24 protein-coding genes, 1 pseudogene and 1 other annotated feature are annotated in these 26992 nt (G+C 38.0%); of the genes and pseudogenes, 4 read left to right on the top strand and 21 right to left on the bottom strand.

Features of this window, described 5'->3' with window-relative positions:
- Positions 1–17 precede the first annotated feature (17 nt).
- Positions 18–434: a DUF5367 family protein gene (locus tag MKX55_RS08425; RefSeq protein ID WP_339184021.1), complete on the bottom strand. Its 417-nt coding sequence runs from the start codon at positions 432–434 to the stop codon at positions 18–20.
- Complete coding sequence (locus tag MKX55_RS08420; RefSeq protein WP_339184020.1) at positions 431–1018, bottom strand: TetR/AcrR family transcriptional regulator; 588 nt, start codon at positions 1016–1018, stop codon at positions 431–433. The genes MKX55_RS08425 and MKX55_RS08420 overlap by 4 nt, the downstream gene beginning before the upstream one ends.
- Before the next feature lie 193 nt (positions 1019–1211).
- Here MKX55_RS08420 and MKX55_RS08415 point away from each other — a divergent pair, with 193 nt between their 5' ends.
- Positions 1212–1955 (top strand): GNAT family N-acetyltransferase, encoded by a 744-nt coding sequence (locus MKX55_RS08415; RefSeq protein WP_339237584.1) that lies wholly within the window; start codon positions 1212–1214, stop codon positions 1953–1955.
- Between the two features lie 141 nt (positions 1956–2096).
- On the opposite strand, the gene MKX55_RS08410 is transcribed toward MKX55_RS08415, so the two are convergent.
- Complete coding sequence (locus tag MKX55_RS08410; RefSeq protein ID WP_339237583.1) at positions 2097–3065, bottom strand: 2-hydroxyacid dehydrogenase; 969 nt, start codon at positions 3063–3065, stop codon at positions 2097–2099.
- A 336-nt stretch (positions 3066–3401) separates the two neighbouring features.
- Here MKX55_RS08410 and MKX55_RS08405 point away from each other — a divergent pair, with 336 nt between their 5' ends.
- Together MKX55_RS08405 and MKX55_RS08400 are read left to right on the top strand one after the other, a co-directional pair.
- Positions 3402–3602, top strand: coding sequence for a hypothetical protein (locus MKX55_RS08405; RefSeq protein ID WP_339237582.1), 201 nt, complete (start codon positions 3402–3404; stop codon positions 3600–3602).
- Between the two features lie 28 nt (positions 3603–3630).
- Positions 3631–3885: a hypothetical protein gene (locus MKX55_RS08400; protein WP_339237581.1), complete on the top strand. Its 255-nt coding sequence runs from the start codon at positions 3631–3633 to the stop codon at positions 3883–3885.
- A 110-nt stretch (positions 3886–3995) separates the two neighbouring features.
- On the opposite strand, the gene MKX55_RS08395 is transcribed toward MKX55_RS08400, so the two are convergent.
- From MKX55_RS08395 to MKX55_RS08385, 3 genes are all read right to left on the bottom strand, one after another.
- Positions 3996–5681, bottom strand: coding sequence for a 2-isopropylmalate synthase (locus MKX55_RS08395; RefSeq protein ID WP_339237580.1), 1686 nt, complete (start codon positions 5679–5681; stop codon positions 3996–3998).
- A gap of 64 nt (positions 5682–5745) precedes the next feature.
- Positions 5746–6009, bottom strand: a binding site (T-box leader).
- 312 nt (positions 6010–6321) lie between these two features.
- The gene (locus MKX55_RS08390; RefSeq protein ID WP_339237578.1) at positions 6322–8223 is read right to left on the bottom strand and encodes an endonuclease MutS2; all 1902 of its coding nucleotides are present in this window, start codon (positions 8221–8223) and stop codon (positions 6322–6324) included.
- Between the two features lie 525 nt (positions 8224–8748).
- Positions 8749–9123, bottom strand: coding sequence for a hypothetical protein (locus tag MKX55_RS08385; protein WP_339237577.1), 375 nt, complete (start codon positions 9121–9123; stop codon positions 8749–8751).
- Positions 9124–9232: 109 nt separating this feature from the next.
- Between MKX55_RS08385 and MKX55_RS08380 the strand changes: the two genes are divergently transcribed.
- Entirely contained in the window at positions 9233–11269 is a 2037-nt protein-coding gene (locus MKX55_RS08380) for a copper-translocating P-type ATPase (RefSeq protein ID WP_339237576.1), read from the top strand.
- A gap of 76 nt (positions 11270–11345) precedes the next feature.
- Here MKX55_RS08380 and MKX55_RS08375 read toward each other — a convergent pair whose 3' ends face one another.
- The 15 genes and pseudogenes from MKX55_RS08375 to MKX55_RS08305 form a co-directional block, all read right to left on the bottom strand.
- Positions 11346–12659 (bottom strand): D-serine ammonia-lyase, encoded by a 1314-nt coding sequence (locus tag MKX55_RS08375; protein WP_339238469.1) that lies wholly within the window; start codon positions 12657–12659, stop codon positions 11346–11348.
- Between the two features lie 114 nt (positions 12660–12773).
- On the bottom strand, positions 12774–13343 hold the full coding sequence (locus tag MKX55_RS08370) for a GNAT family protein (RefSeq protein WP_339237575.1): 570 nt from the start codon (positions 13341–13343) through the stop codon (positions 12774–12776).
- Positions 13344–13485: 142 nt separating this feature from the next.
- Positions 13486–13872 (bottom strand): hypothetical protein, encoded by a 387-nt coding sequence (locus MKX55_RS08365; RefSeq protein WP_339184010.1) that lies wholly within the window; start codon positions 13870–13872, stop codon positions 13486–13488.
- Between the two features lie 275 nt (positions 13873–14147).
- Entirely contained in the window at positions 14148–14606 is a 459-nt protein-coding gene (locus tag MKX55_RS08360; protein WP_339237573.1) for a hypothetical protein, read from the bottom strand.
- A 12-nt stretch (positions 14607–14618) separates the two neighbouring features.
- The gene (locus tag MKX55_RS08355) at positions 14619–15419 is read right to left on the bottom strand and encodes a DUF3100 domain-containing protein (protein ID WP_339184007.1); all 801 of its coding nucleotides are present in this window, start codon (positions 15417–15419) and stop codon (positions 14619–14621) included.
- Between the two features lie 19 nt (positions 15420–15438).
- Positions 15439–16512 (bottom strand): NAD(P)-dependent oxidoreductase, encoded by a 1074-nt coding sequence (locus MKX55_RS08350; protein WP_339237570.1) that lies wholly within the window; start codon positions 16510–16512, stop codon positions 15439–15441.
- The gene (locus MKX55_RS08345) at positions 16448–17899 is read right to left on the bottom strand and encodes an aldehyde dehydrogenase family protein (protein WP_339237568.1); all 1452 of its coding nucleotides are present in this window, start codon (positions 17897–17899) and stop codon (positions 16448–16450) included. Before MKX55_RS08345 ends, MKX55_RS08350 begins: the two co-directional genes overlap by 65 nt.
- Before the next feature lie 83 nt (positions 17900–17982).
- On the bottom strand, positions 17983–19608 hold the full coding sequence (locus MKX55_RS08340; RefSeq protein ID WP_339237567.1) for a helix-turn-helix domain-containing protein: 1626 nt from the start codon (positions 19606–19608) through the stop codon (positions 17983–17985).
- Positions 19609–19786: 178 nt separating this feature from the next.
- Positions 19787–20293, bottom strand: a complete 507-nt coding sequence (locus MKX55_RS08335; protein ID WP_339237565.1) for an O-acetyl-ADP-ribose deacetylase — start codon at positions 20291–20293, stop codon at positions 19787–19789.
- Positions 20294–20588: 295 nt separating this feature from the next.
- Positions 20589–21251: a TetR/AcrR family transcriptional regulator gene (locus MKX55_RS08330; RefSeq protein ID WP_339237562.1), complete on the bottom strand. Its 663-nt coding sequence runs from the start codon at positions 21249–21251 to the stop codon at positions 20589–20591.
- Between the two features lie 330 nt (positions 21252–21581).
- Positions 21582–23105, bottom strand: coding sequence for a BCCT family transporter (locus MKX55_RS08325; RefSeq protein WP_339237561.1), 1524 nt, complete (start codon positions 23103–23105; stop codon positions 21582–21584).
- Between the two features lie 106 nt (positions 23106–23211).
- A complete protein-coding gene (locus MKX55_RS08320; protein ID WP_339238467.1) occupies positions 23212–24723 on the bottom strand; it encodes a BCCT family transporter in 1512 nt (503 codons plus the stop codon).
- Positions 24724–24926: 203 nt separating this feature from the next.
- Positions 24927–25106 (bottom strand): annotated as a pseudogene (locus MKX55_RS08315) (NADPH dehydrogenase); the annotation flags it as partial.
- The gene (locus MKX55_RS08310; RefSeq protein WP_339237559.1) at positions 25091–25735 is read right to left on the bottom strand and encodes an SDR family oxidoreductase; all 645 of its coding nucleotides are present in this window, start codon (positions 25733–25735) and stop codon (positions 25091–25093) included. The gene MKX55_RS08310 and the pseudogene MKX55_RS08315, both read right to left, overlap by 16 nt.
- A 185-nt stretch (positions 25736–25920) precedes the next feature.
- A complete protein-coding gene (locus MKX55_RS08305; protein ID WP_339237557.1) occupies positions 25921–26973 on the bottom strand; it encodes a proline racemase family protein in 1053 nt (350 codons plus the stop codon).
- Positions 26974–26992: the final 19 nt, after the last annotated feature.

The following is a 26992-nucleotide window of genomic DNA, read 5'->3' as shown; positions in this document are numbered from 1 at the left end:
GCAAGATATGAAAGCTTCTACTTTCCTCTTACAACTTGTTTTTGCCTGACTTTCTGCTGAAATAAAAAGGGAATTACTAAATACAAGGCATAAGCAAAAGACATCCAGGATGAAAAAGCAATGATCTGTGGCTCGTTTAAGTCAGGAAAAATCATTTGATAATTTGAAAAAACGAAGCTATCCAATACTAAACCAATCATGGTGCCTACAATTCCAAATCGTATCGCGGCATAATCTTTTTTATCAAATAGAGTATAAAGATAGATGACTAGCGTTAATAGAATGGCTGTTCCAACGAGAAGTGCTCCGGAACTATACATAAATGCATCTGTACCAGGCGGAAAAAGAACAGCTTCTCCAAAAATCCGGAAAAATAAGGTAGCTGCGCCCCAAACGATGGCCCCCCATGCTGCTGTGAACAAATAGGTTTTCATTCTGCTGCCTCCTTCTCGCTTAAATTTGTAAGAGCCTCTATAATCTGTTCAAATTCCTGATATACTTTTTCAACTGGAAAATCTTTTTGCAATAAAGCCTGCATCGCCAAGCCATCCACCATGGCATTAAACATAATTCCCCATGCTTCCATGGAAACACCCTGCACCGGAGATGCCGGCCAAATTTTTAATAGATTCTCGGATAAAGCTTGATTTTCTGCCTGCATAATCTCTGACAGCTGATTTCTGATCGTATCATTTTTAAAACTGGCTGCTGTCATTAAAATAAACAGCTGATGAAAAAAGGAATTATAGGAACAGCGGCTTTTAGCCGAAGCAATCGCCTGCTTTAGCACATAGGTATTACTTTTAGAAATTTCATCCCAGCTTTTTTCACATATGTCCTCGACAATGCTCAAGAGCAGCTGTTCCTTGGTCCGAAAATGGTAATAAATCGTCCCTTGAGTTACTCCAGCTGTATCTGCTACCGCTCTCAAAGTAAACTTCTCCGTCCCCTTCTCAACCAGACATTCCTCGGCATATTGAATTAACTCCTGCTTGCTGACTCCATTAGGTTTTGCCATTCGCACACCGTCCTTTTAGTTATTCAACTGACTAACTTTAAAATATCATAACCAAATACTTTTTACAATGATTCTTCTAGATGTTATTACACGACATAAAAGCCTGTTACTATACCGAAAAAAGAATACCTTTTCGCATTGAATGTTTATACAAATAAATGTATAATAATTCAAAAGCTATCGGAGTGATATTATGCATGATAAGACGATTGAAGAATTATCTTTAAACAATTGGCAGCCTTTATCTACATTACTTTATGACGGCTGGGTGCTGCGATTTGCGAATGGTTATACCAAACGGGCAAATTCCATACAGCCTATCTTCTATTCCACTTACGAATTGGAACAAAAAATTGACGTTTGCGAGAAAATCTATTCAGATAATAATTTACGTCCTACGTTTAAAATCACTCCTTTTGTTCAGCCAGAAAACTTAGATGATATATTAAAGGAACAGGCTTATTCAATGGTGGACTATACCAGCGTCCAAACTATAGCTTTAGATACTATCAGCGAGCCGGCTCTACATAGGGTAATAATAGATGAAAAGATAAACAGAGAGTGGCTGGATCGTTTTTGCCAACTTAATAATGTAGAAGAAAAAAATAAGGATACCATGATGCAGATGCTATCCAATATCGTAACGCGAAAGTGCTTTATATCCCTCTATTATAATGAAGAAGTGATTGCCTGCGGTCTTGGTATTATCGAAAGGGAATACATAGGGCTTTACGATATTGTCACCGCTAGTCAATACAGGAATCAAGGATTCGCTGAACAGCTGATATTGCACTTACTAAAATGGGGAAAAGATAAGGGAGCAAAATACAGTTACTTGGCTGTGCTGCTGAATAACGAACCTGCATTAAGACTCTATTCCAAAATTGGTTTTTCAGAAATTTATAGATATTGGTACAGAGTAAAAGAAAATAAGTAAACGCCGGTTCTTCTGCCGGCACTGTAGCAACACGTCAATAAGCATAAAAAGGGATGATTGCATCTATTTTCATAAATACAATCATCCCTGCCTTTCTTTCTAAATGGATAAATTATTTTTTATCGCAGTGTAGCTGCCATTTTACCGCTTCATAACGTTTTGAGGCTCTCCTTCTAAAAACGCCATCGTATTATCAAAAGCAATTTTAGCTCGTGCTTCCATGGCTTCATCTGTTAAAAAGCCGACATGAGGAGTTAAAATGGCATTTTTCGCATGCAATAATCTATAATCTCCTGGAATTGGCGGTTCCATATCAAACACATCAATACCAGCTCCTGCGATTTTGCCGCTGTTCAACGCATCTGCCAACGCGTCATTATCCACAATCGGCCCCCGTGCACAATTAATTAAAACAGCTGTTTCTTTCATCAAGCTTAGTTTTTCTTTAGAAATCAGCCCCTTCGTGTTCGGCACCAGCGGCACATGTAAGGTTACAATATCTGATTGAGCCAATACCTTATCTAAATCCATATACTCCACGCCCAGTTCTACTGCTTCTGGATTGATGCTCGCCTGGTTGGAGGCAACTAATTTAGCACCAAATGCTTTGAATAAACGGGCAGTTTCGATACCAATTTTTCCTGTACCGATAATACCGACTGTTTTTCCTTTGATTTCTTTTCCCTGAAAAGCTCCAGGATAATCTGCAGCACGGATATCACTATTCCCCTGCGTTATGCGGCGATACAAATCCATCACCAGGCCAATGGCTAATTCAGCAACTGCCTGATTGGCATATCCGGCTGCATTACATACGAGGATATCTTGATTTTTTGCATCTGCAATCCCTACATGATCCACTCCTGTAAAAGCAACATTGATTAATTTTAAATTGTCATTTTGATTAATTACTTCAGTCGGATACGGATTATTTGCAATCATGACTACATCTGCACCCTCACTCCGTTTTGCCAGTTCTTTCGTATCGGTTGTTTTTTCATTATAGTAAACAAATTCATGCCCTTTCTGTTTAATTCGTTCTGCTAATTTTTCAATAAGTGAATCTGGAACATTTAGCGGTTCTAATAATTTGACTAACATACCTGTCATTCAATCCTTTCTGCTATCCTTCTTAGCTGCTGGTTTAGTTTTTTTGTCTACATTTTAAGCTATCTATTGTTTCATTATAATGATAAACATTATGTTAACTCAAGAAATGACCATCATTCTTTTCGGTCACATCTAATTCATTTTGAACATTTCGTCCCTTTTAATCCAGTTATGCAGCTAAATTTTAACTTCTGTTCCTGTCACTTGAATACAGTAAAAACTAGCCCGTCTTCATCCCTCTATTCTGTCGAATAACTGTAAATAACTATTGTATAATGATACACTTATTAGATAAAAGCTGGAAGTACATAACATATATTTAAAGGGGATAAAACCATGTATTTTGATCGAATTGATTATCATCACGCGTCTGCTTACGAACCGTATATGCAAAAATTTCAAAAAGACGAGGAAGAACTGACAGAAACAGATATGGATGTAATTGAATATTATGCTGGAAACCATATCGGCTTCTTTCTGACCTGGATTATTCAACATCAGTTTGAAGGGGAATTGTTAAAAAGAAATAGCAAATGAAGATCTCCAGGCTGTACGAAACGAAACAATGTCCGGGATAGAATTTTTTATTAAACATTGTGATGGAAAATTCACAGATGAAGATGTCTCTAAAGAAATTTTTCCGTTTGTAAATGCTTATTATGAAAGATACTATCTGACTGATTATGGATTAAGGTTAGTAGATGATTTAAAAGAAGTACCATTTGGTTTCATCGGTACTTGGGAAAATTATCATGATTTTGAGTATACGATTGATTATGCCTATCAAGACTACAAAGATCAGAAACTCTATTTAAACTAAAAGAAGAAGAGCTTCGCTTAAACATATGTCTAAGCGAAGCTCTTCCATTCATTGATGCTTTTTTGAAGTCTCTTGATACGCTTCGTTTTACTTGAGATTCCTAAAATAAATTACTTCACCGTTTCTTTTTGACTTATCAAAGCATCCTCCAGCCGATTCACAGCTACCACTAAAGCATAAATAGATGCCGCGGTGATATCCTCATGAATGCCTGCTCCCCAATAAATCTCACCTTGATGGGAAATACCAATCTGTGCACAAGCCTCTGCAGAGGAGTCCTTGCCCAAAGATTGCTGCTCATAAACTTCTAAAGCATAATCGATATCAAAGTGCGCTTTCAACGCATTGCTGATCGCATCCAGACTTCCGGCTCCTTTTCCTTGCAGCTCGATTTGCTCATTTTCTTTTTGGATAGTTAACGTAACTTCCTGCCCTGTTCCTTTATTGAAATAGTAATCTACTAATTCAAAGTTTGGATGATATTCCACATAATTTTCTCTAAAGACCTGATAAATTTCTTCTGCAGAAAGCTCTCTGCTTGTTTGATCAGACACTTTTTTCGTTGCATATCCCATTGCTTCGTTCATTTTATACGGAAGCTTTACACCAAAGTTCGTTTCCAGGATATAACCGATTCCGCCTTTTCCAGACTGACTGTTGACCCGAATAACATCTGCCTGATAATTTCTGCCGATATCTACTGGATCTACTGGAATATATGGAACATCCCACTTTTCCGTATTTGTTTCTTGGCGGTATTTCATCCCTTTAGAGATTGCATCCTGATGTGAACCAGAAAAGGCTGTAAAGACAAGATCGCCGGAATACGGATGTCTTTCATGCACTTCTGTTCGAGTAAGCTTCTCATACTTTTCGCGGATGGCATTCATCTGACTGAAATCCAGTTCTGGGTCAAACCCTTGGGAATACATATTCATTGCTAAGGTAATCAAATCGACATTCCCTGTACGCTCACCGATGCCAAATAACGTACCTTCTACTCGTTCTGCACCAGCTAAAACGCCAAATTCAGCATCACTCACGCCGCTTCCACGGTCGTTATGCGGATGAATCGATAAAGTGACTCCATCCCGATAAGCCAGATTTTTGTGAATATATTCAATTTGATTAGCAAAAATATGCGGCATCGCAATTTGAACAGTGGTCGGGATATTGATGATTGCTTTATGATCAGGTGTCGGCTTCCAAATATCTAATACACTATTACAAATATCTAAAGCATAATCTACCTCTGTTCCTGGAAAGCTTTCCGGACTATATTGGAAATAGATATCTCCTCCTGCTTCTTCCGCAAGCTCTTTCACTAAAACAGCTCCATTTAGTGCAATTTGTTTAATTTCTTCTTTAGATTTCTTAAATACTTGCCTGCGCTGAGCTTCCGAAGTGGAATTATATAAATGCACGATGGCTCTTGGTGCACCTTGAATTGCTTCAAAGGTTCTGCGTATAATATGCTCTCTTGCCTGCGTAATTACCATAATTGTTACATCATCTGGAATCATATTATTATCAATTAATTTCCGTAAAAGATTAAACTCTGTATCAGAGGCAGCCGGAAAACCAACTTCGATTTCTTTAAAGCCGATATCTACTAATAACTGGAACAATTCCAGCTTTTCTTCCAGATTCATTGGAATAGGCAACGCTTGGTTTCCATCCCGCAAGTCCACGCTGCACCATGTTGGAGCTTTCTCCAAGGTTTCTTTCTTCACCCAGTCATAAGATACTGTCGGTGGCATAAAATATTGTTTTCCGTATTTTTGATGATTAAACATGATACATTCCTCCTCAAATTAAATTGAAATAAAAAAAGCCTCTCCTCTCCAGCAAATTATTTTGCTAGGAGACGAAAGACTTATTCTTACGCGGTACCACCCCGGTTTCATGATAAACCAAATTACCATGCACTTATCCAGATACAGACAAAACTGTCTTATATCCTTCCCGTGTAACGGCGGGGTTCCGTCCTTAATTACTTTCTTAACTTGATTTCACTAAGGCTGCTCTAAGGCGAGTTCCCTGCTTCCCTGTCGTTGCTTCTCATCAGCCAGCAACTTTCTGTAAACAAGTCAGTCAAGTACTATTCCTTATCCTTGCATTCCAATTTTGATATTTTCACTATCTTATCAGATTTATCAAAGAATGGGAAGGGGGAATTTTAAAAATATTTTTTGTTGCTTGTAAATTCATATTGAAATCATCAACTTGGCACTATTTGTATCAGGTGTTTAAGAGCCTGATTGGCAACATTTCGATTTCATAGAACAAAATTTCATTCAGGCAGTTAACGCCCGTAAAACTCCGGCCTAAATAAATTCGCTTTTACTCTCTGTTGGGAGGAGGAGGTTTACGGGCAGTTCTAATAACAGAAGATACCTAACCTTTTTTTATAGCCAGCACAGACAAATAGTCAGCTTACTTTTTCCTGTTTCTAATCTCTTTCTCCACCTTCCGCAATGCTTTTTTAGATCCCCGCTCAAAATCATGCTGCATTTTCAGGGAATGATAATCCTCGAATAAAGTTTCCATATCATAGCCTGCCGGATATAAATCCTTCCCTTTAATCTCTAAGGAGATTCGTTTTACATTCACCGTAATCAGCTCATTTTTATAGAAAACGACCACATTATATTGTGAATCAGCTCCTTCATAGATAATTCCAAAATCATCATATTCCAACAGCTTAACCCGATCTCCTTTTTCATACTCCGTAAATACAGCTGATTTCTGTTTAACTGTCTTAGGCTTTCTAATTTTATTATGATTAACAAGCTCGAAATGATATTCTTTATTATTCATATAATCCTTCGCTTTTTGAAGAACTTGTTCTTTCATATTCATTTTTCTGGAGATCCACAGGGCATTACTTTCTCCTGATTTCCCCATAATCAATTTATACAGCGGCTCCAATGTCTCACTATTAAATTGCATGGCGGCATTCATGAAGTCCGGATGCATTTCTGAAAAACGCTTGATTTCACCGTAATGAGTTGTAGCAACAGTAATACTGCCCATCTTATAAAATTCTTCTAAAATAGAGATAGCAAGAGCGGCTCCTTCATTCGGCTCTGTTCCGCTGCCAATCTCATCAAAGAGCACTAATGAACGATGATTCGCCTGCTGCATAATCTCAGCTATATTTTGCATATGAGAAGAAAAAGTACTTAGCGCATTTTCCATACTTTGATTATCGCCAATATCCACAAAAATAGTTTCGAATAAGCTGATTTCCGTTTCCTTATTAGCCGTTATATGAAACCCTGACATCACAGATAATGTCAGAAGCCCAATCGTTTTTAATACAACGGTTTTTCCGCCGGCATTTGGTCCGGTGATAATCAGGCTCCTGAAATCTTCACCTATCTCAAAATTCAAAGGCACTGCTTTCCCTGTTAACAGCGGATGTTTACAATCGATCAGTTTCATATACCCATGGTCATTCAATTTGGGCTCAATTCCGTCCATCTGCTTACTAAATTTAGCTTTGGCAAACACCATATCATATTGGCCAATCAATTCCATATTTATTTTTAACTCGCTGATATTTTCTAAAATCATCCCCGATAAAGTTGCCAGAATTTGATATTCTTCCATTTGCTCCTCTGCTTTTAGGACGGCGAGTTCATTATTTAATTTACTGACTGCAGCAGGTTCAATAAAAACCGTAGAGCCTTTGGAAGAGGTATCTACAATTACGCCATCGACATGATGCTTATAAGCAGATTTGATTGGAATCGTGTAACGATCATCTTTTTTACTGATAAACGCTTCCTGGATATATTTTTTATACGCACTGCTTTTCAAAAATCGGTTTAAACGTTCCTCCATCTTCGCCTCAACAGCTTGGATATGATTTCGAATTCGTTTTAATTCTTTGCTTGCTGCGGAATCGATTCGATTTCCTTTTATCGAAAAGTCAATCTCCTCTTCTATACTTTGAAATACAGCCATTGAATTTGCATAAGAGGCTAAAACAGGTGCAAAAAATGCTTTATCGAGCATATATTTTTTGATTTTCCGGCAGCCCCGCAGGAAATCCGATACATTCACTAGATCATCCGGCTGTAAGATGATTCCCTTTTCTAGATTTTGCATGATATTTTCAATGTTGGAAACGCCCAGGAAAGGAACACGGCTATTCGTATTCAAAACGGCCACCGCTTCCGTCGTTTCATTCAATCTGCTTTTCACCACATTGATATTTGAGCTGGGCTTTAAATTATCCATCAACTGCTTTCCCAGCCCGCTGATACAATAAGATCTGATAATTTGTTTTAATTCATTATATTGCAGTTTCTCAAAGGTTATCTCATTCATTTTTTTGTTCTCCTTTACGATATACGTTGAAGTAATCAAATTCCTCTCTTGTTTACAAGGGAGCGTATGAATGAAGATACCTGCCCATTAGATTTCAATACGTATCTTCTCATCCATTTTGAGAATGAATTTTGCCAATAAAAAAAGCCGCAGGAATACCGCAGCTTTTTGACATAATAACCCATCTGTCATATACATCTGTTTCAGAATAACAGCAGATAACACAACGAGACAAGACGATTATGATGAGGTGCTCATAAGTTCAGCAGGTATCTTCATAGGTTGAAATAAATACATTACAAATAAAGGGTCTACTCACCCTAATTATTTCCATATTTATTTCGTTTTAAATTATCCTATTTAGAACCTACTACAATACTCACACAGCACACTCCTTATTTATTTAAATAGCATTGAAATCTAATTTATAATCACATTATACAATATTTAAAAATGAAATGGAACTGCAAATTTATATGAGATGTATTTCTTCTTAACATCAGGTCAAGACATCCCATCCCTTTTCTATTTCAAGTATTGTTTGACGTCTTCTATGGTTTTCAATTCATCTATATGATCCACTATCGCTTCCAGTGTGCTTATTTCCTGTTCGTGTATCTTTTTCTTTATATCTTCTGAAGGTGGAGCTACGAATTTTGTGATTAATCGAATTGTGGTATTGGCTATACCTTCTGCTCTGCCTGATAGATGGTATTTACCACGGCGTGGATATCCTTTTTGCGGATATCCCGAAAACACCATCAGAATAATCCGCAGGAACACATTCAATTGGACATTTTCGTCTTTATAACCAGATACATCGTATAGAAAAAATTCATAATCAGGGACGTATTTCTGCAGATCGGGCGGGAAATCCTTATACTCTTCCAGCAGGTACAAACAAAAGTTCGCTGACCATTAAAATTCCCTCTCCAGATTGAATAATTACATGTTTCATAAATACCTTGCAGGGGTATAATAAAACTAGAAGGAAAGGAGTGGATTACAAATGCATGAACAACATAATCATCACAACGCGCATCATTCCGACCATGAACATCATCAAGAGGAGCAGCATACTCATTCCCATCACGATCATCATGAGCATATGATTGCAGATTTTAAAAAGCGGTTTTACATTTCGCTTGTACTGGCGCTGCCGATTATTCTGCTTTCGGATATGATTCAGTCGTTCTTTAATTATTCGCTAACATTTGCTGGGGATCATTGGGTGGAGCTGATTCTGGCATCTATTATTTTCTTCTACGGCGGCTGGCCATTCTTAACAGGTGCTGTGGACGAATTAAAACAAAAATCTCCTGGAATGATGACGCTGATCGGATTTGCAATTACTGTAGCCTATGTTTATAGCGCCGCTACTGTATTGGGTTTGGAAGGCCATGATTTATTCTGGGAATTAGCAACACTGATTGCCATTATGCTGCTGGGGCATTGGGTAGAAATGAAATCTGTCAGCAAAGCCTCTGACTCCTTGGAATCTTTAGTAGAGCTGATGCCGCAGGAGGCAACGAAAATAGATAAAGCAGGAAACACCGAAGTCATAGCCGTTTCAGAGCTAAAAAAAGGGAATCATGTGTTGATTAAACCAGGCGAAAAAATACCAGCGGATGGTATCATTATTAACGGACAATCCTCTGTGGATGAATCCATGCTGACTGGCGAATCGGTCCCTGTTGAAAAACAAGTAAAAGATGAAGCAATCGGCGGTTCGATTAACACATCTGGTTCATTGACAATTGAGGTTTCTAAAACAAGTGAAGAAGGCTATCTTTCACAGGTGGTTCAGCTTGTTAAAGAAGCACAGGAAAGTAAGTCAAAAACGCAAAAGCTTTCCGACCGTGCAGCAAAATTACTGTTTTATGTTGCTATAACTGCCGGAATCCTTACATTTGTTATTTGGATTTCCCTTGGCTATGGAATGGAAGAAGCGATGACACGAATGGTAACAGTTCTAGTCATTTCCTGTCCACACGCCTTAGGGCTGGCAATTCCTTTGGTAGTTGCCCGTTCCACTTATCTGTCAGCTCAAAACGGTTTGTTTATCCGTAATCGTGCAGGCTTTGAAGATGCACGAAAAATCGATACAGTTGTATTTGATAAGACAGGCACATTGACCAAAGGGGAATTTGCTGTAACAGATATTATTCCCAGCAGCAATATAACCGAAAAAGAGCTCCTGCAAAAAGCAGCTTCTATTGAAGCACAGTCAGAGCATCCGATTGCCGCAGGGATTGTTGCATCTGCGAAGAAGCAGCAAATAAACTTGACCACACCAGAAGCCTTTGATTCCATAACAGGCGCAGGTGTAAAAGCGAAATTGGAAGGTTCCTGGCTTTTAGCAGTAAGCCCCGGTTATATGGATAAAAACGGAATCCCTTATGATAAAGAAGCTTTTAACCAGCTTGCTGATGCAGGTAAAACAGTAATTTTTGTTCTGGAGGAAGAACAGTTCATTGGAATGATTGCCCTTGCTGACCAAGTAAAAGCTTCCTCCAAAGAAGCTGTACGCCGTTTACATGAGCTTGGCATTGAAGCACAGATGCTGACTGGTGATAATCAGACCGTAGCGACCGGCGTGGCCAAAGAAATCGGCATTGACCACGTTATCGCTGAGGTGCTCCCAGACCAAAAAGCCGATCAAATCAAACAGCTGCAGGCAAATAAAAAAAGAACAGCGATGACCGGTGATGGCATCAATGACTCCCCTGCTTTAGCCACTGCTGATTTAGGCGTAGCAGTCGGAGCCGGGACAGATGTCGCGATGGAAACAGCTGATGTTGTCTTAGTAAATAGTGACCCGGTCGATGTTGTTTCCATTATAGAGCTTTCCCGCTTAACCTATCGCAAAATGATTCAAAACCTTTGGTGGGCAGCAGGCTATAATATTATTGCCATTCCATTAGCGGCAGGAATACTAGCCCCTTGGGGCATTGTCCTAAATCCTGCCGTTGGCGCAGTATTAATGTCACTCAGTACGATTATTGTAGCGTTCAATGCCAGGTTATTGAAAAATAAACATGCCTAAAGAAGGCTTTCTCCATGTAGAAAAAACGCAAATCAGCTGGCGCGTCTGATTTGCGTTTTTTCTATTCGTTCAATAATCACCTTATATCAGGATTGTTTTTATATTCCAGCCCCTTTTGATATTCCGCTTCCTGAATGTCATCTGGCACCATGCTCCCGCCGGTAGCCCAGATTAAATGCGTATCTCCATCGGTCACTTTCGAATCATTTTGAACGACATAGGAAGGTCCCATCAATCCGGTTACAGCTGAAGGTTCCAAATGAATGCCCTCTGCATCAGCCATTTCTGCAATTAGACGAAACATTTGCTCATCACTCACCGTATAAATTCCTTCTAACAGCGGCTCCATGACTTTTCCGACAAAACCAGAGGGTCTGCCGACAGCTAGCCCATCTGCGGCTGTTTGATTATCTAATCCAAAGTCATTGACGGAAATCTCATTATGCAGTCCTGTCATCATTCCGACCAGCATACAAGGGGAATGGGTCGGTTCTGCAAAATAACATTTTACAGCGTCACCAAAGATAACCTTCAAACCAAACGCAACACCACCCGGGCCTCCGCCGACACCGCAAGGCAAGTAAACATGGAGCGGCTTCTCCGGGCTCACTTGAATTTCCTGTTCTTCGAATTGCTTTTTCAAACGAATAGCTGCCACCGTATATCCTAAAAATAAATCCTTAGAATTTTCATCATCGATAAAATAGCTTTTCGGATCATTTTCAGCTTCTTTTCTTCCCTCTTCCACTGCCTTGCTATAATCATATGGATGCTCCATAACCTGAACTCCGCGCGATCTTAACAAATCCTTTTTCCATTGCTTTGCATCTGCAGACATATGGACAATGACTTGAAAACCAAGCTTGGCACTGATGACGCCGATACTCAGACCCAAATTACCTGTGGAGCCTACAAGAATCGTATACTGCGAGAAAAATTCCCGATACGTTGCTTCCGTCATTTTACTATAGTCATCTGTTTCAGATAACAAATGATGCTCCTGTAACAGGGTTTCTGCATATTTGAGCACTTCATAAATACCGCCTCTTGCTTTAATCGAACCGGAAATTGGTAAATGACTATCCAGCTTTATGTAAAATGCACCAGGAATTTTTTGACCTGTAATCGTTTCGATTCTGGCCTTGATTTGCTCCCCTTCTATCAGCGGGGATTCAATAATTCCCCCATCCTTTTCCGTTTCAGGATAGGCCTTTGCTATAAAAGGCGCAAATCGTTTTAAGCGTTCCTCTGCATCTTTCATATCTTCTAATTGAAGCGGCTGGTCTTGCAATGCTTCCTTATTATCCTTCACATTTGGATTACTCCAATAAAACGGGGTGTAATTTAAGATGGGGCCCAGATCCGGAAATTCTCTGATCCATTGCTCCATCGGTTTCCCCTTTACGATTGTCATTATCCTGTCACCTCTTTTTGAAAATTGTTCTGTTAAGCTAGATTATAACACTCTCCACTTAAAACAAATAATTTGATGGCAGGCATTCTGCTATGTTTTTTCTTCGCTTAACCACATTTCCCTCGTTAATTTCATTTGCATAGAATCGATCCATTCCCCTTCAATTTCCAGCTCGTTTTCATTGATGCCGACTTTCACAAAACCAATTTTTTCATAAACATGCCTCGCCCTTGGATTAAATTCCAAAACGTCCAGCGTCAGATAATGAAGTGTCGTGTTTTTAAACACATAATCGATAAGAAGCCGTGTCGCCTCTGTTCCTAAGCCGCGATTTCTCCCCTGTGGACCAATAAGTATTCTGAAATTCATACTATGCGTGGATTCGTCGTATAAATTGATTACTGCTTCGCCCACCAAAATGTCTGGGAATGGATCAATAATAGCAAGGTCCAGACGGTCCGTTTGAATATGCCTTGAACGGTACCAGCCAAGAATATTTTCTTCTTCTTCTTCAAAATCAAAATCCATATCGCTTCCGGTTAATTTTAAAACTTCCTCATCCGTCAGGCATGCTTTTATATGAGGAAAATCTTCTTCCTTAAACGGCCGAAGCGTAACTTTTTCACCTTTCAGCCAAGGTTTATGACTTAAATCTATCATACCGAAGCTCCCCCTTTTTCATTAACATACATGGATATAGTCCTAATTTCCAATGAAAGCAAATCTTTTTCAATCGAAATAACGCAAAGAAAGTCATAGAAAAAGCACCTTGTTATCTGCCTGACTTAACAAGGTGCTCTGCTTATTTCTTGAACGCTTTATATATAAAATAACCAATGATACCAATCACTGCATAAACAGCAAAAAAGACAATAAAGCCCCATAAGCCCATGACGGCATCAGCGAATTCCATATTTCCGCGTTGTGTATAGGCCTGCTGAATCTCCACAGCAAATACAAGGACAACCATTACGGTAAAGGTGTAGAGAAAAGCCAAAATGGCAATACTCCACTTTATTTTAGATAGAATTTTAAAAACAACATAGACAAAAAAGAAAGTTACGATTCCCAGGATGCCAAAAATCCAGAAATGCAATTCTTTATCTGTCATATTCGAACCAAATGTATTGGCAATCACATCATGCATATCATTAATTAAATCGACAATCAACATAATTGCTTCCCTCATAGCAGACTCCCCTCTGTCAGAAAATGCTTATAATCATAGCCTACACGAAAACAAAAAATAATTCCTTCCTTATCTCTTTAAATTTATACAGCTTTACGCAATCAAAGGAAGTATGATAATGGGGAACGTGTTCATCTTGGAATAGCAATATATATGCTTATTGTTAGGTGTGAATGTTGAGTTATTTAAAAAGATTATTTATGCCGTACACGATTTATACATAACTCGCTGTATTCATTAAGACCGTATTCTTTAAGAACAGCGCTACTTATCATTTAAATAATTCCTTGGAATCGTAATATAATTTCTGCAATCAATGCCGAACCTATAAATGTTCCTAACATGACTAAGCTTGCCACAACAATCGTTTTCCATCCTAATTTCACAAAATCTGTCCACGAACGGCCGATGGCAATACCGGCATAAGCTAATATAGGCGTTGCAAGTGCGAGAAGCTCGACCTGACTCGTCCATTCAACAATTTTCTCCGAACCGGGCATCCATGGCATAGATACCAGGACGCCTATCAGTGAAATATAAGCAATACTCGGAAAATTAACCGGGATAAGTTCTCTTAAAATAAATCCAGCTAAACAAATCAGTATGAGTGTGATCATCCCAGGAAGCGCTGCTAATGGCATAATTTCATAGCCTGCCCAATTTCCTATAAGGGCCGTAAACCCAAAAATAACTAATAATAATGTCCATTCTTGTATGTTTTTTAATAACATCATTAAGCCCCCTCATCATTTAGACGATCTATTTCGAGTCATCACACGGTATATTTTTTCTGTCAGCGGCAAACCGATAAACAGGCTGACCCATAGTCCAGTTGAAAGCGATAATAAATTACTTGCTCCAGCGAATGCGACAATTTGAGTTTCTAAATCTGGAAATGCAGCTATAAGCGAACCGCTGGCTGCTGCCATCATGCTGCCGCTTCCCACACCGGATGCCATGGCAAAAGAAAGCGGACTAAGTGGAGTAATCGTCGCAAGCAGACCGGAAATCAGCCCCAAGAATACGGCTCCAAATACGGTTCCAAAAATATACATCGCCATAACACCGCGGCCTTCTGGAGAGTTAATACCAAACTTGTCCATAATCAATCCAACGTTTGGTTCCCGTCCAATCGAATGAGTCATTCCAACAGCTTCCCGTTTCATCCCCAGCCAAATGGCCACAGGAAGCGCAAATAATATTGTCCCTAGATTTCCTAATTCTTGCAGGAGTAATGCCGGGCCAGCTGCAATTACTTCCGGCAAAGATGGACCAATGATTACTCCGATTTTTGCCAATAATAAAGCAACTCCGAGCACAATAATAGGCTCTGCATTTTTTGATTGCTCTTCTTTAACCAATGGAGTAAAAAATAAAATCAGCCCGATAATTAAGGCATATAGCATAGGTAAAAGTAAAATGACTCCAGGGCCGACCGTGATACTGAATTGTCCAATTGCTTCTGTTATCAAAACAATGACAAGTACGATAGCGTGCAAACGCCAATCCTTCCATAACCCCATAACTGTAGTGGATTTTTTACTCATTTTGGAACCCTCCTTTTTATTAATTATTCAGCAATTCTCCTTTTCTTAATTGCCTAACCATTTCATAGACAGCTGTAGAATCTTTATGATTCTTCCCGTTAAAGCTGGCGAGTTGAAATAATTGATGGGCGGACTGGCTGGAAACCGTCGGGATTTGCTGGCTTTCAGCAAGGTCCCGGTATAAATTCATATCTTTCATCATATTCGCTAAAGAAAATTTCACATCATTGAATGTATCTTTTAACATATTTGTCCCAAAAACATCCATTACACGTGTTTGCGCAGATCCATTTTGTAAAACAGAAGCAATTTTCTCCTTGGAAACACCCGCCTTTTCACCAGTAATAAGCGCTTCACTTAACAAGGTGATCACTCCTCCAACAACCATGTTATGACACAATTTCACAATTTGACCTGCACCACTTTCCCCTACGTATTCGATATTCTCCCCCACCGCTTCTAAAACAGGTAATACCTCTGGAAAAGCTTGTTCGCTTCCCCCGGCCATAATCGTCAGCGTGCCGTTATGAGCACCTTCCGGACCGCCGCTTAATGGACAGTCAAAATATTCGATTTCATATGTTTTAGCGATTTCATGCAATTGTCTTGTGATTGCTACATCATTTGTGCTCATATCTAAGATATAAGCCCCTTTTTTCATTACAAAAAATGCCCCCTGCTCTTGATCTGTCATCAATCGCTGAATAACTGAAGGGGCTGGCAGGGATAAAATCATAACATCAACCAATTTTGCTAATGTTCTAATATTTTTAGCACCAATGGCGCCTTTATCCGTCAATGCCTGTACAAGTTCATCATTAATATCAAAAACATGTACATGATAATCTTTTTTTAATAAATTGGAAGCAATTCCAGCTCCCATTAATCCGCATCCGACGATTCCTATATTTTTCACGAAACTCTCCCTTTCCTGGTTGACTTCATTTGAATAATAGACAGACGGAACATCAGGTTTATTAGAATATAGATGTGCATTCCAGGATATGAGCCGTCTATCTATTATCGTTTTATGCTTTAATATAAACAGTTTTATACTCTGTCCAAAAATCCAATGCTGTTGACCCTTGTTCACGAGGACCAATGCTGGATTCTTTTTTGCCGCCAAAAGGATATTGATTTTCAAAATAATTAGATGGGATGTTCACATGTGTAACCCCTGATTCAATTTCACGAATGAAATGAAACGCTTTATTCATATCATTTGTGTATATTGTTGACGAAAGCCCAAATTCATTATCATTCGCCAGCTCAATTGCTTCCTCGTACGTATCTACTACTGTAATTCCTATTACCGGACCAAAAATTTCTTCCCGGTTAATCGTCATTTCCTTTGTCACATTACTGAATATGGTCGGCAAGACAAAATATCCCTTGTCCTTTCCGTCGTCTGTCAAACGCTTTCCTCCATATTCCAATGTGGCTCCTTCATCTATAGCAGAGTGAACGTAATGTAAATAGGTGTTTAACTGCCCTTCATCAATTACCGGACCATTGTCTACGTTCTCTGTAAATCCATCAGCAATAACTAATTTTTCTGCCCGTTTTACGAGTTTTTCAATTAATTCTTTTGCGATGGACTTTAATACAATCACGCGGCTGGTTCCTGTACAACGCTGTCCATTATCTAAAAACCCGCTAATCACCAGATTTTCAACCGTTTCATCCATATTGGCATCTTCAAGAATAATAGAAGGATTTTTTCCGCCCATTTCTGCCTGCATTTTTGCTCCGCGAGCTGTTACAGCTTTTCCAAGTGCCAATCCTACATCCGTTGATCCTGTAAACGATACAGCTTTGATTTTCGGATGATTTCCAATAGCGCTCCCAATCACCCCGCCGGGTCCCGTCACCATATTAATTACTCCAGCAGGTACCCCAGCTTCTTCAAATAATTCCATGATTTTCACACTAATTAGCGACGTATTACTTGCAGGTTTAAAGACTACAGTGTTTCCTGCGATAATTGCTGGAGCAATTTTCCAAATCCCGATACCTAACGGAAAATTATAAGGAGCTATCACACCAACCACCCCAAGCGGTTCCCGAACAGTGTAGCCGAAGATATCATTATCCTGAGAAGGTATGGTTTCACCTGTCAGCCTGGTTGCTTCTCCGCTAAATTGCTTCATCGCCTCAATCGTTTTACGTACTTCTCCATGTGCCTCCCGGAGTGACTTGCCAACTTCTTTTGTAATAATGACAGCCAATTCTTCCTTATTGCTTTCAAGAAGCTGAATCAAATTAAAAATGACATCCCCTCTTTTCGGAGCTGCTGTGCGCGACCAGTTTGAGAAAGCGTTTTCAGAAGTTTGTATAGCTAACTCGACATCTTCCTCATTAGATTGTTGGAAAAAGCCTAGTATTTCATCTGTTTTTGCAGGATTTATGCTTGCGTATGTTTCATTTGTTTTTGATGGAACCCATTCCCCATTTATAAAATTAAAATACGTATTGCTCATTTCTAAATAGCCTCCTTTGAATGCTTGATATATTTCATCTTAAAATGAAAGCGCTTAAAATGAAATAGGGCGAGCAACAAAGATTACCCATCTTTTTTGTTGCTCGCCACATATAGACGAAAGGCTATCACGAAATCAATCCAATCCTTCTCATCATCAAATTGGATGTCTAATGCTTCCTCTATTTTTCGTAAACGATAGTAAAGTGTATTGGCATGTATATGCAAATGCTCAGCCGTTTGTTTATGATTTTTATTTAAATGGATAAATACTTGAAGTGTTTCAATAAAGCTTTCATCCAGTGAATATAAATGCTGCAGCTTATCATGCATAAACATTTTCAAAACATCCTCGTCTACTTCATATAGAAGCCGCTCAACTCCCAGCATAGCATATTCAACTATCTCCATCTGGTGGTGTTTGGCATATCCAATGGAACGGATTGCTTCCTGATAAGAAATAGACAAGTCTTTTATGTTTGTCTCTCTGCCAATACCATAAATAATCTCCATGTTGCTCCAATACATTTGTGTTTGTTTGATAAGCTCGTGTAAACGAATCTTTTTAGGTTCCGGTACAATAACAATTACCTGAAATGTACGCGTAAAGATTAAACTGTCTATTCCCAGCGACTGACTAATTCGCTCTATTGATTGGATAAATCGTTCCTTTTCTATTAATTTATCTAACTGCCATAATGATTTATCCTTCCCTTCCATTATCATACATTGCACATTCCAATCTTTCTTCCATTTCACATATTGTAAAGCATGCTGCAAATCTCTATCTGAAATTCCTTCCATTAATTGATTAAATACTTCTTCTCTGAAATGGATTTCTTTTTCAAAAAGCGCATTATTCTTAATCAATTCTAATGCAATGGGAAGGCTTGCCTGTTCAATAGCAATTTTGCTCATATAAGAAAAATCATTAAAAGCTTTTTCAAATTTCAGTAATCCCAGTCTCTCATTTCCTCTTACGATAGGAAAAATATTTTCTTTGTATGGTTCTTCTATCTCACGATCAAACTGAACCGGTGATTCAATAATTTTTTCTAATAAAGCAATGACATTTTCAATTCCTCGCCCTTCAATAATTAATGCATAAAATTGATTATGAATAGCATACGATTGTCTAAGTAAATTATTTTTCTCTTTTAAATCCTGATAAACATTTGAATTATCTATTGCTATTGCCGTTTGATCAGCAACTGCTTCAATAACCTGCATATCCTCTTTAGTAAATATATTATTTCGGCTGAAATTATTGACAACAACCATGCCATAGCAGCGGTTCTTATTTACAATCGGAACAACAAATGTGCTTTTTATTTTTCTTTCTTTGATTCCTTTATAATAATATTGATAATTTCTGGCGGTCATATTTTTCATATAGTCGTCAATTTCTTTCTCCGAAGTGAATAGTTTTGACTTCTTTTCTTGAAATACCCTGCCAGCAATCGATTCACCGGGAGCGAATGCAATTTTTTCAAAAGCTTCCTTATCCACATCCTGCCCTTCAGCAAATTTAAGTGTTTTCGTTTTTTCATCATATAAATAGATAATAAAAACCCCTGACACATCAATTAACTCCGTGGCTGCTATAATAACACTTTTTAGGATTTCTTCTATTTTTAATGACTTTGTCAGCATTTTATTTATTTCCAGCAGTTTTTTTGCTTTATGAATATCCTTAAAATTTTCGTCCATTCATTTCACCACTTTTCTAAAAATCTAAATAAATAATTTATTTATTATCTTATCACAATTACTATAAAATAATTGTGATATTCAAAGCCTCACGATAAAACGCCTCAGTAAATACAAACGCCCCTGGTGTTAGATTTTTCCTTCTTACACCAGGGGACTGAATTACTCTATATGATTATTATTTTCCAGTGGATGCATACCATTTTTGGAATAAGGTAAAGGTTTCTTCGTCATACGCAATAAGATACACACACATCTCACTCTCTGATAGAAAGTTATCAATGACTGAAACAGCAATATTAAACGCTTGTTCCTTTGGATATCCATAAACGCCGGAAGAGATAAGCGGAAAAGCAATACTTTCCACTTGATACTCCTTCGCTAAAGCAAGAGAATGCTTGTAGCAGTCGGCCAATAGCTTTTCTTCATTTTTTTGCCCGCCATGCCAAACTGGTCCGACAGTATGAATAACATATTCAGCCGGCAGCTGATAGCCTTTTGTTATTTTTGCTTGACCTGTTTCACAGCCGCCAAGGGTCCGGCATTCCTCATACAGTTCAGGTCCTGCCGCCCGGTGAATTGCTCCATCAGCCCCGCCTCCTCCAAGCAATGTAGCGTTAGCAGGATTTACAATAGCAGCTGCATTGACGTTTGTAATATCACTTTGAATGATGTTAAAAGGCATAAGCGTCCCTCCAGGTAAATTATTTATCCTTCTATTCTAGTTATTTCTCATTTCCATAATAGAGAAATAACTGTATGGAACATACTAAAAATAATATTAAATGGATAATTCTTACTGGTAGCTCAATGATTATAAAGCGTCTGTATCTGACTTATGTAATATAATTATAAGGAAGTGAGATTTTCGTTGCAAATAAAGATGAATTCATTTAAGAATTCTCTGGATTTGAAATCAAAAAAATCGTTCATTATTTAAATCCTATTAATACAAGGTATCTAAATAATGAACGAATCCACTACTTGGCTAAGGTATAGTTGTTTACAATTCCTTTTATATGTTCCATCGTCTTCTCTGCTGCTTCATCTGCATTCAAATGACGCCGGTTATTCAATACAGTGATTAACATCCCCTGCCATACCAGCACTGTTCTCTCATTAATAATAGCAGCTGCTTCTTCAGATAACATACCTTCCTGAACAGACTTATACAATTCATTTCGGCTTCTCGATGAAAGGTTATAATCCGTTATAATAGTCTTTATATCTTCTGAAACCTCTCCGTATAAATCTGATTGGTAGACATTATAATAATATTTCAATAATTCTTCTGGATTTTCTCCCAGATCAGCTAAAAAGATAGCATAATAAATTTCCGGATCTTCAAAAGAATGTTTACAAAAGCTTTCCCAGCTCAATAAGTATTTATCCAAAGGATTTTCTTCCTTTTCCATATATTCAGGAAGACCTTCAATATATTTATTTAAATATTTCAGTGCTGCAAAAAAGATGAGGTGAGAAACTTCCTGAAAATAATTATAGATAGTGGCACTATTATATCCTGCTTTCGTAGCAATCTCTCGTATAGTAACATTTTCAATGCCCTTTTGCTCAATAATTTCAACTGTAGCATCCACGAAATATTGCCACATGCGCTGCATTTGAATTTCTTTGTTTGACATTTGGAATCCCTCCCTTACTCTTTATTAATTATGCAGAACTACGTTACTACTATAAAGGTTTTTCAATTTGGAATCAAGAATAGTCGGGAAAGAACAAACAAATGACACAAAATTACCTATAATAACCTTTCTATAAAAAAAGCAAAGCAGCATACGCTTTTTTTGCGAATGCTGCTTGTCTGCCTTTCTTAATTGAAATTTTAATAAAATAGGCTATCTTCATTTATTTCTGCATAGACACACGCTTATAAATTTATCTCTACATTTAATAATGAATCAGAATCCGCTACTTACTATTTAGTTGAAAACACAATCGGCACTTTATCTCTTTTAGCCAGTTTTCGATTTAACATCCTCTTTTGTTTCTGAATGTTTAAATTCGCTTCTTAATGCTTTTAAAACTGTATAAACCATAAATAACATCAATATAATAAACGGGGAGGATACTACGATTACAATTGTTTTTATAGTTTCTAATCCCCCAGATATTATAAATACGATGGAAATACTAAAAATAATTACTGCCCATATAACCTTAAACTTATTGTCAGGATTAATGTTTCCTTCAGAACTAAACATTGACAGTACATAGGTTCCCGAATCTGCTGACGTGATAAAGAAAATAAAACTTAATATCATCATTAAAGTGCTGATTAAAAAACTCATCGGATAATACTCAAGGAATGAAAATAGTGCAGAGGTAACGTTTGAATTGACGGCATCTCCTAATGCCATGTTACCCAGATCGTGTATAAGATGTATGCCTGCACCTCCAAAAATTGAAAACCAAATAAAACATAACATGGAAGGGACGAATAAAACTGCAACAACAAACTCTCTGATTGTTCTGCCTTTCGATACTCTAGAGATAAATACACCAACAAACGTAGCCCAGGTCAACCACCATCCAAGATAAAATATTGTCCAGTTCGAAATCCAATTTTGCTGGTCTCCGTCAAAGGGTGACAATCTTAAACTCATTTGCAATATATTACTAAAATACCCTCCTGTACCATTAATGAAAATATCGATTATCTGTTTCGTAGGACCTAAAATAAAAATAAACAGCATCAGGCTAAATGCTAACACCATATTAAAATTAGAAAGGTTTTTTATTCCTCGATGGACACCTGAAATAGCGGATACCATAAATACCACCGTACCAAAAATGATAATATATATAGAAACAGCCATCGTATTAGAAAAACCCCAAAGAAAATTTGCACCTTCAGAAATTTGGATTGCCCCTAAACCAAATGCTTGTGCAAGTCCTATAACTGTGACAAATATGACATAAATATCGATTGACTTACCTATTGGACCATAAATTCTATCGCCTAAAATAGGATAAAATATAGAACTTATTCTAGCAGGCAGATCTTTTCTGTACTGAAAATAAGCCATCCCTAAACCAATTAATCCGTATAATGCCCACGGATGCAGCCCCCAATGAAAAAATGTATGTTGTATTGAAAGATCAGCTGACTCAGCAGTCGAGCTTGCACCAAACGGAGGTGACAAATAATGCATAATTGGTTCAGCAGTAGCCCAAAATACCAACCCGATTCCCATCCCCGTAGCAAATAACATGGATATCCACGATAAAGTACTAAATTCAGGTTTATCAGCATCCTTTCCTAATTTTATAGAACCATATTTTGAGAACATAAGATAAATGCAAGTAATCACAATTAGTAAAGTAGCTACAAGGTAAACCGGACCAAAATAATTTACATTAAAACTTAAAAAAGCTGGGGCAGTTTTTTCTAGCCAATTCCTGAATACAACGCCAAAGACTATAAAAATTAAAGAAATAATTAAAGAAATACGTAAAATTACATTATTTTTAAACATAGACAGTCCTTTCTAATACTTTTTTAATGTAAACAAAGACAAGTTTAATAGCACTTCTAAAATAGTAAGCGTTTACAATTAAATGTTCCTTCATTTTATTTTTAAGTCAGCTAACTTCCTTCCCCTCTTCTGCATACTCACTTTTTATTTCAGTCTCATCTTTTATTAAACCTTTTAAAATTGCGTAACACATGATTAAAATTAATAAAGCAAGCGGCGACGTGAAGACTATAAGTACTGATTTCGCAGTCTCTAATCCTCCGGCTATAACTAAAATAATTGCATAGCTAAAAAGAACACCTCCCCAGATCAGCTTTATTCTATTAGGCGGGTTAAGGCTCCCCTCTGAACTGAACATAGCTAACACAAACGCTCCAGAATCTGCTTGTGTGATAAAAAAGACTAAGCTTAACAGCATAACTAGAATGCTTGTGAAAGAACTCATTGGAAAATAATCAAGAAATGCAAATAACGCAGTAGTAACATTTGAGCTAACAATATCTCCTAACACCGTATTCCCCAATTCATGTATCAGGTAAATACCTGTCCCTCCAAATACAGAAAACCATACAAAACACATAAGTGAAGGCACAACGAGTACTGCCAGCACAAACTCTTTAATTGTTCGTCCTCTGGATACTCTTGCGATAAATGCCCCAACAAACGGCGCACATGACAGCCACCATGCAAGGTAAAACACGGTCCAATTTGAAATCCAATTTTGTTCTTCACTATTAAACGGAGCCAATCTGGTGCTCATGGATAAAAAATCATTTAAATAACCGCCAGTACCAGTAATAAACACATCAATTATATGTTTAGCCGGTCCGAAACCAAATATAAATAATGTAACGAGAAGAGCGAGTAGCATATTAAAATTAGAGAGATACTTGATGCCGCGTTTCAGTCCGGTAACTGCAGACATCATAAATAATATGGTACCAATGATTATAATTACTATGGAAACAGCTGTTGTATTAGATAATCCCCATACTATATTAGCCCCTTCAGAAATTTGTAAGGCTCCTAATCCAAACGAATTCGCTAAACCGATAGCAGAGATGATGATTACAAATATATCGATGGCGTTTCCGATTGGACCGTATATTCTTTCTTTTAAAAGCGGATAAAAAATAGAACTAAATCTAGCAGGCAACCCCTTTCTAAATTGAAAGTAAGCCATACCCAGCCCAATAATCCCATATAACCCCCAAGGCTGGAGTCCCCAATGGAAGAAAGTATATTTTATTGCAGTATCTGCAGATTCTGCAGTAGAGCCTTCCCCTTGCGGCGGATATAAATAGTGAGTAATTGGTTCAGCAGTTGCCCAAAATACTAAACCTATCGCCATACCGGCTGCAAATAACATTGAGATCCATGAAACAGTGCTGAACTCAGGCTTCTCGGTATCTTTTCCTAATTTAATATTTCCAAATTTCGAAAAAGCTAAATATGCGCATATTCCTACAACGATGAAGCCTGAGAATAAATAAAAAACTCCAAAGTAATTAACGTTAAAACTTAAAAACGTTGGAGCCATTTTTTCTAACCAATTTCTAAATAAGAGACCCAGAACAATTAAACAGCAAGAAATGATTATTGAAACTCTTAAAACGATATGTTGTTTGATAATAATCCTCCTAAACCAATTTAAAAAGTCCTAACTTTCTGATTTATCGTTTTATAGTACAGCTAGATAAATGAATATATTTAGCTAGGTAATCTACTTGAAGTCATGGTCTTTCTTATTTCATTCTGCTTTCCTGAAATAAAATGAATATTAAAAGATTTTACCCTCAAGCCATCTGTGAAAAAATCCTATATTTCTTCCGCTTGTATGCCAGTTGTGATCAGTCCAACAGCACCAGCAGCAATCATTGTTTCTCGTTTAATTGCTTCACATCGCGGCACTTGATAACCGGGATACGGGTTGATTTCGGCTGGCACAACACCGTTTGCAGGGGTTATAATTGTAACCCCTGCATCTAGATATTTTTTAGCGCTTCTTTTATTTCTGTCTCACCTGTAACAAGGTCAAATGCACGATGATATGTTTTTTCTTCATTTAAAGCTGCAATAGCAGTCTGTGCCACGTCTTCTCGTGGAATTGTATCTCTAACTACATAATCTGCTGCCTTAATTTTTCCTGTACCCGGTTCATTTAACAAACCGCCCGGGCGGAGAATCGTGTAATTCAAACCACTCGCTTGAAGAAACCTGTCCGCATAATGTTTTGCCACTGAATAATGGGCAAGTTTATCCGGCCAGTTTTCCCTTTTATTTCTGTGGAGGGCACTAACCATAACAAATCGTTTTACCTTTGCTTTCTCAGCAGCTTCCACTGATTTAATAGCTCCATCCAAATCAATTAACATCGTTTTATCCGGTCCAGTATGGGCTCCTGATCCAGCTGTAAAAATAACTGCTTCACAGCCCTCAGTCGCCTTGACCAGTTCATCCACACTTCCTTCCAAATCTCCCACAACCGCTTCTATTCCTGCTTGCTTCAATGCCCCCAGCTGTTCTTCCTTCCGGACCATTGCCCGTACCGTATGCTCATTATTGTTTTGCAACTGGGTTACGAGATGCTTTCCAATTTGACCATTTGCTCCTATTACAAGAACTTTCATGTAATCCCCCCCTCCGCCTCTCTCTTTAAATTCAGTTTAAATATGAGGTTATTTATGCCGGCCTTTGATTCATCCTTTATTATCTCTCCAGTAATACCAGAATTTATTATTCTTAGCTAACAGATCAAAATGAACTGGCTGTTATTATTTAATTAACCAAACACCATTCCCAATATTCCGAACATTCACCATAAATCTCCTACGGTATATCCTTCTGTGAATGGATCCGTTTCATCTAAAATATACTTTGTAAATCCATAGATCCATGCTTGCCCCCCTACTTTTATGTGGACAGCATCCATCTCCCCAACTTTTGAAGTTCCTGAAATCTTTCCTTCAAAAATAATACCGATCAGCCCTTCATTTCTCCACCTGTCGCCTACTTTTAATTCTCCCTTAGCGTGTTTAACAGCTATTAGAGCAGAAGTTCCGGTTCCACATGCACATCTATCCAGAGCACCAGTCCATGTACTTTTGTCATTAAAATCAATTTCACCGGTATACATCGTATTTACAATTTTAGAATCTGCATTCGGATTATCTGTTGGCCCGTGCATTATGGAAATCGTAATCCCAATACCTGGATAATCCGGATGTTCAGGGACTTCAAGCTGCTCCTTTGCTGCTTGTGTACAAAGAGCGGAAATTCTTGTTATTTCTTTCCCTTGATCTGGTACAAGTTCAAGCCAATCAAATTGTCTGCTATCTATAATACAATAGTACATTCCGCCCCAGGCCACATCGACTTTTACTTTACCAAGGGTAGGAACATCAATCTCTGCATCGATATGGACCGCATAAGATGCCACATTATCAAAATAAACCTGCGTTACTTTACCATCTTTACAATCTGCTGTAATGGGAATGACTCCTGCAGGTGCTTCAAGAGCAAACTCTGTGACAGGCTCCTGCATTGGTATCATACCAGTTTCCAAAAGTGCTGTTGCAACACTTATTGTATTGCCGCCAGACATCATAGGATATTCCAGCTGTTCCATTATAATATATCCTACATCTGCATCTGGATGCTTTGCAGGCACAATAAGGTTACAACAAATAGGCGGGTACCCTCTAGGCTCCCTAAGCATCAATTTTCTCAGCTGGTCATCATTTTCTTCAAGCCAAAGCGCTTGCTCGTATACTGATTTTCCCGGAATTGTCGGAATCCCTGAAGTAACAACCCTCTTAGGTAACCCGGCATGCACTTCTATCGCATCAAACGATCTTTTAATTCTCACAGGAAATCCCCCCTATAGA

It is taken from the genome of Oceanobacillus sp. FSL W7-1281 (assembly GCF_037969835.1).
In the GTDB taxonomy this organism is placed as follows: domain Bacteria; phylum Bacillota; class Bacilli; order Bacillales; family Amphibacillaceae; genus Oceanobacillus; species Oceanobacillus oncorhynchi.
The sequence above is the reverse complement of the archived record's forward strand: the minus strand, read 5'-3'. Positions and strand labels throughout refer to the sequence as shown.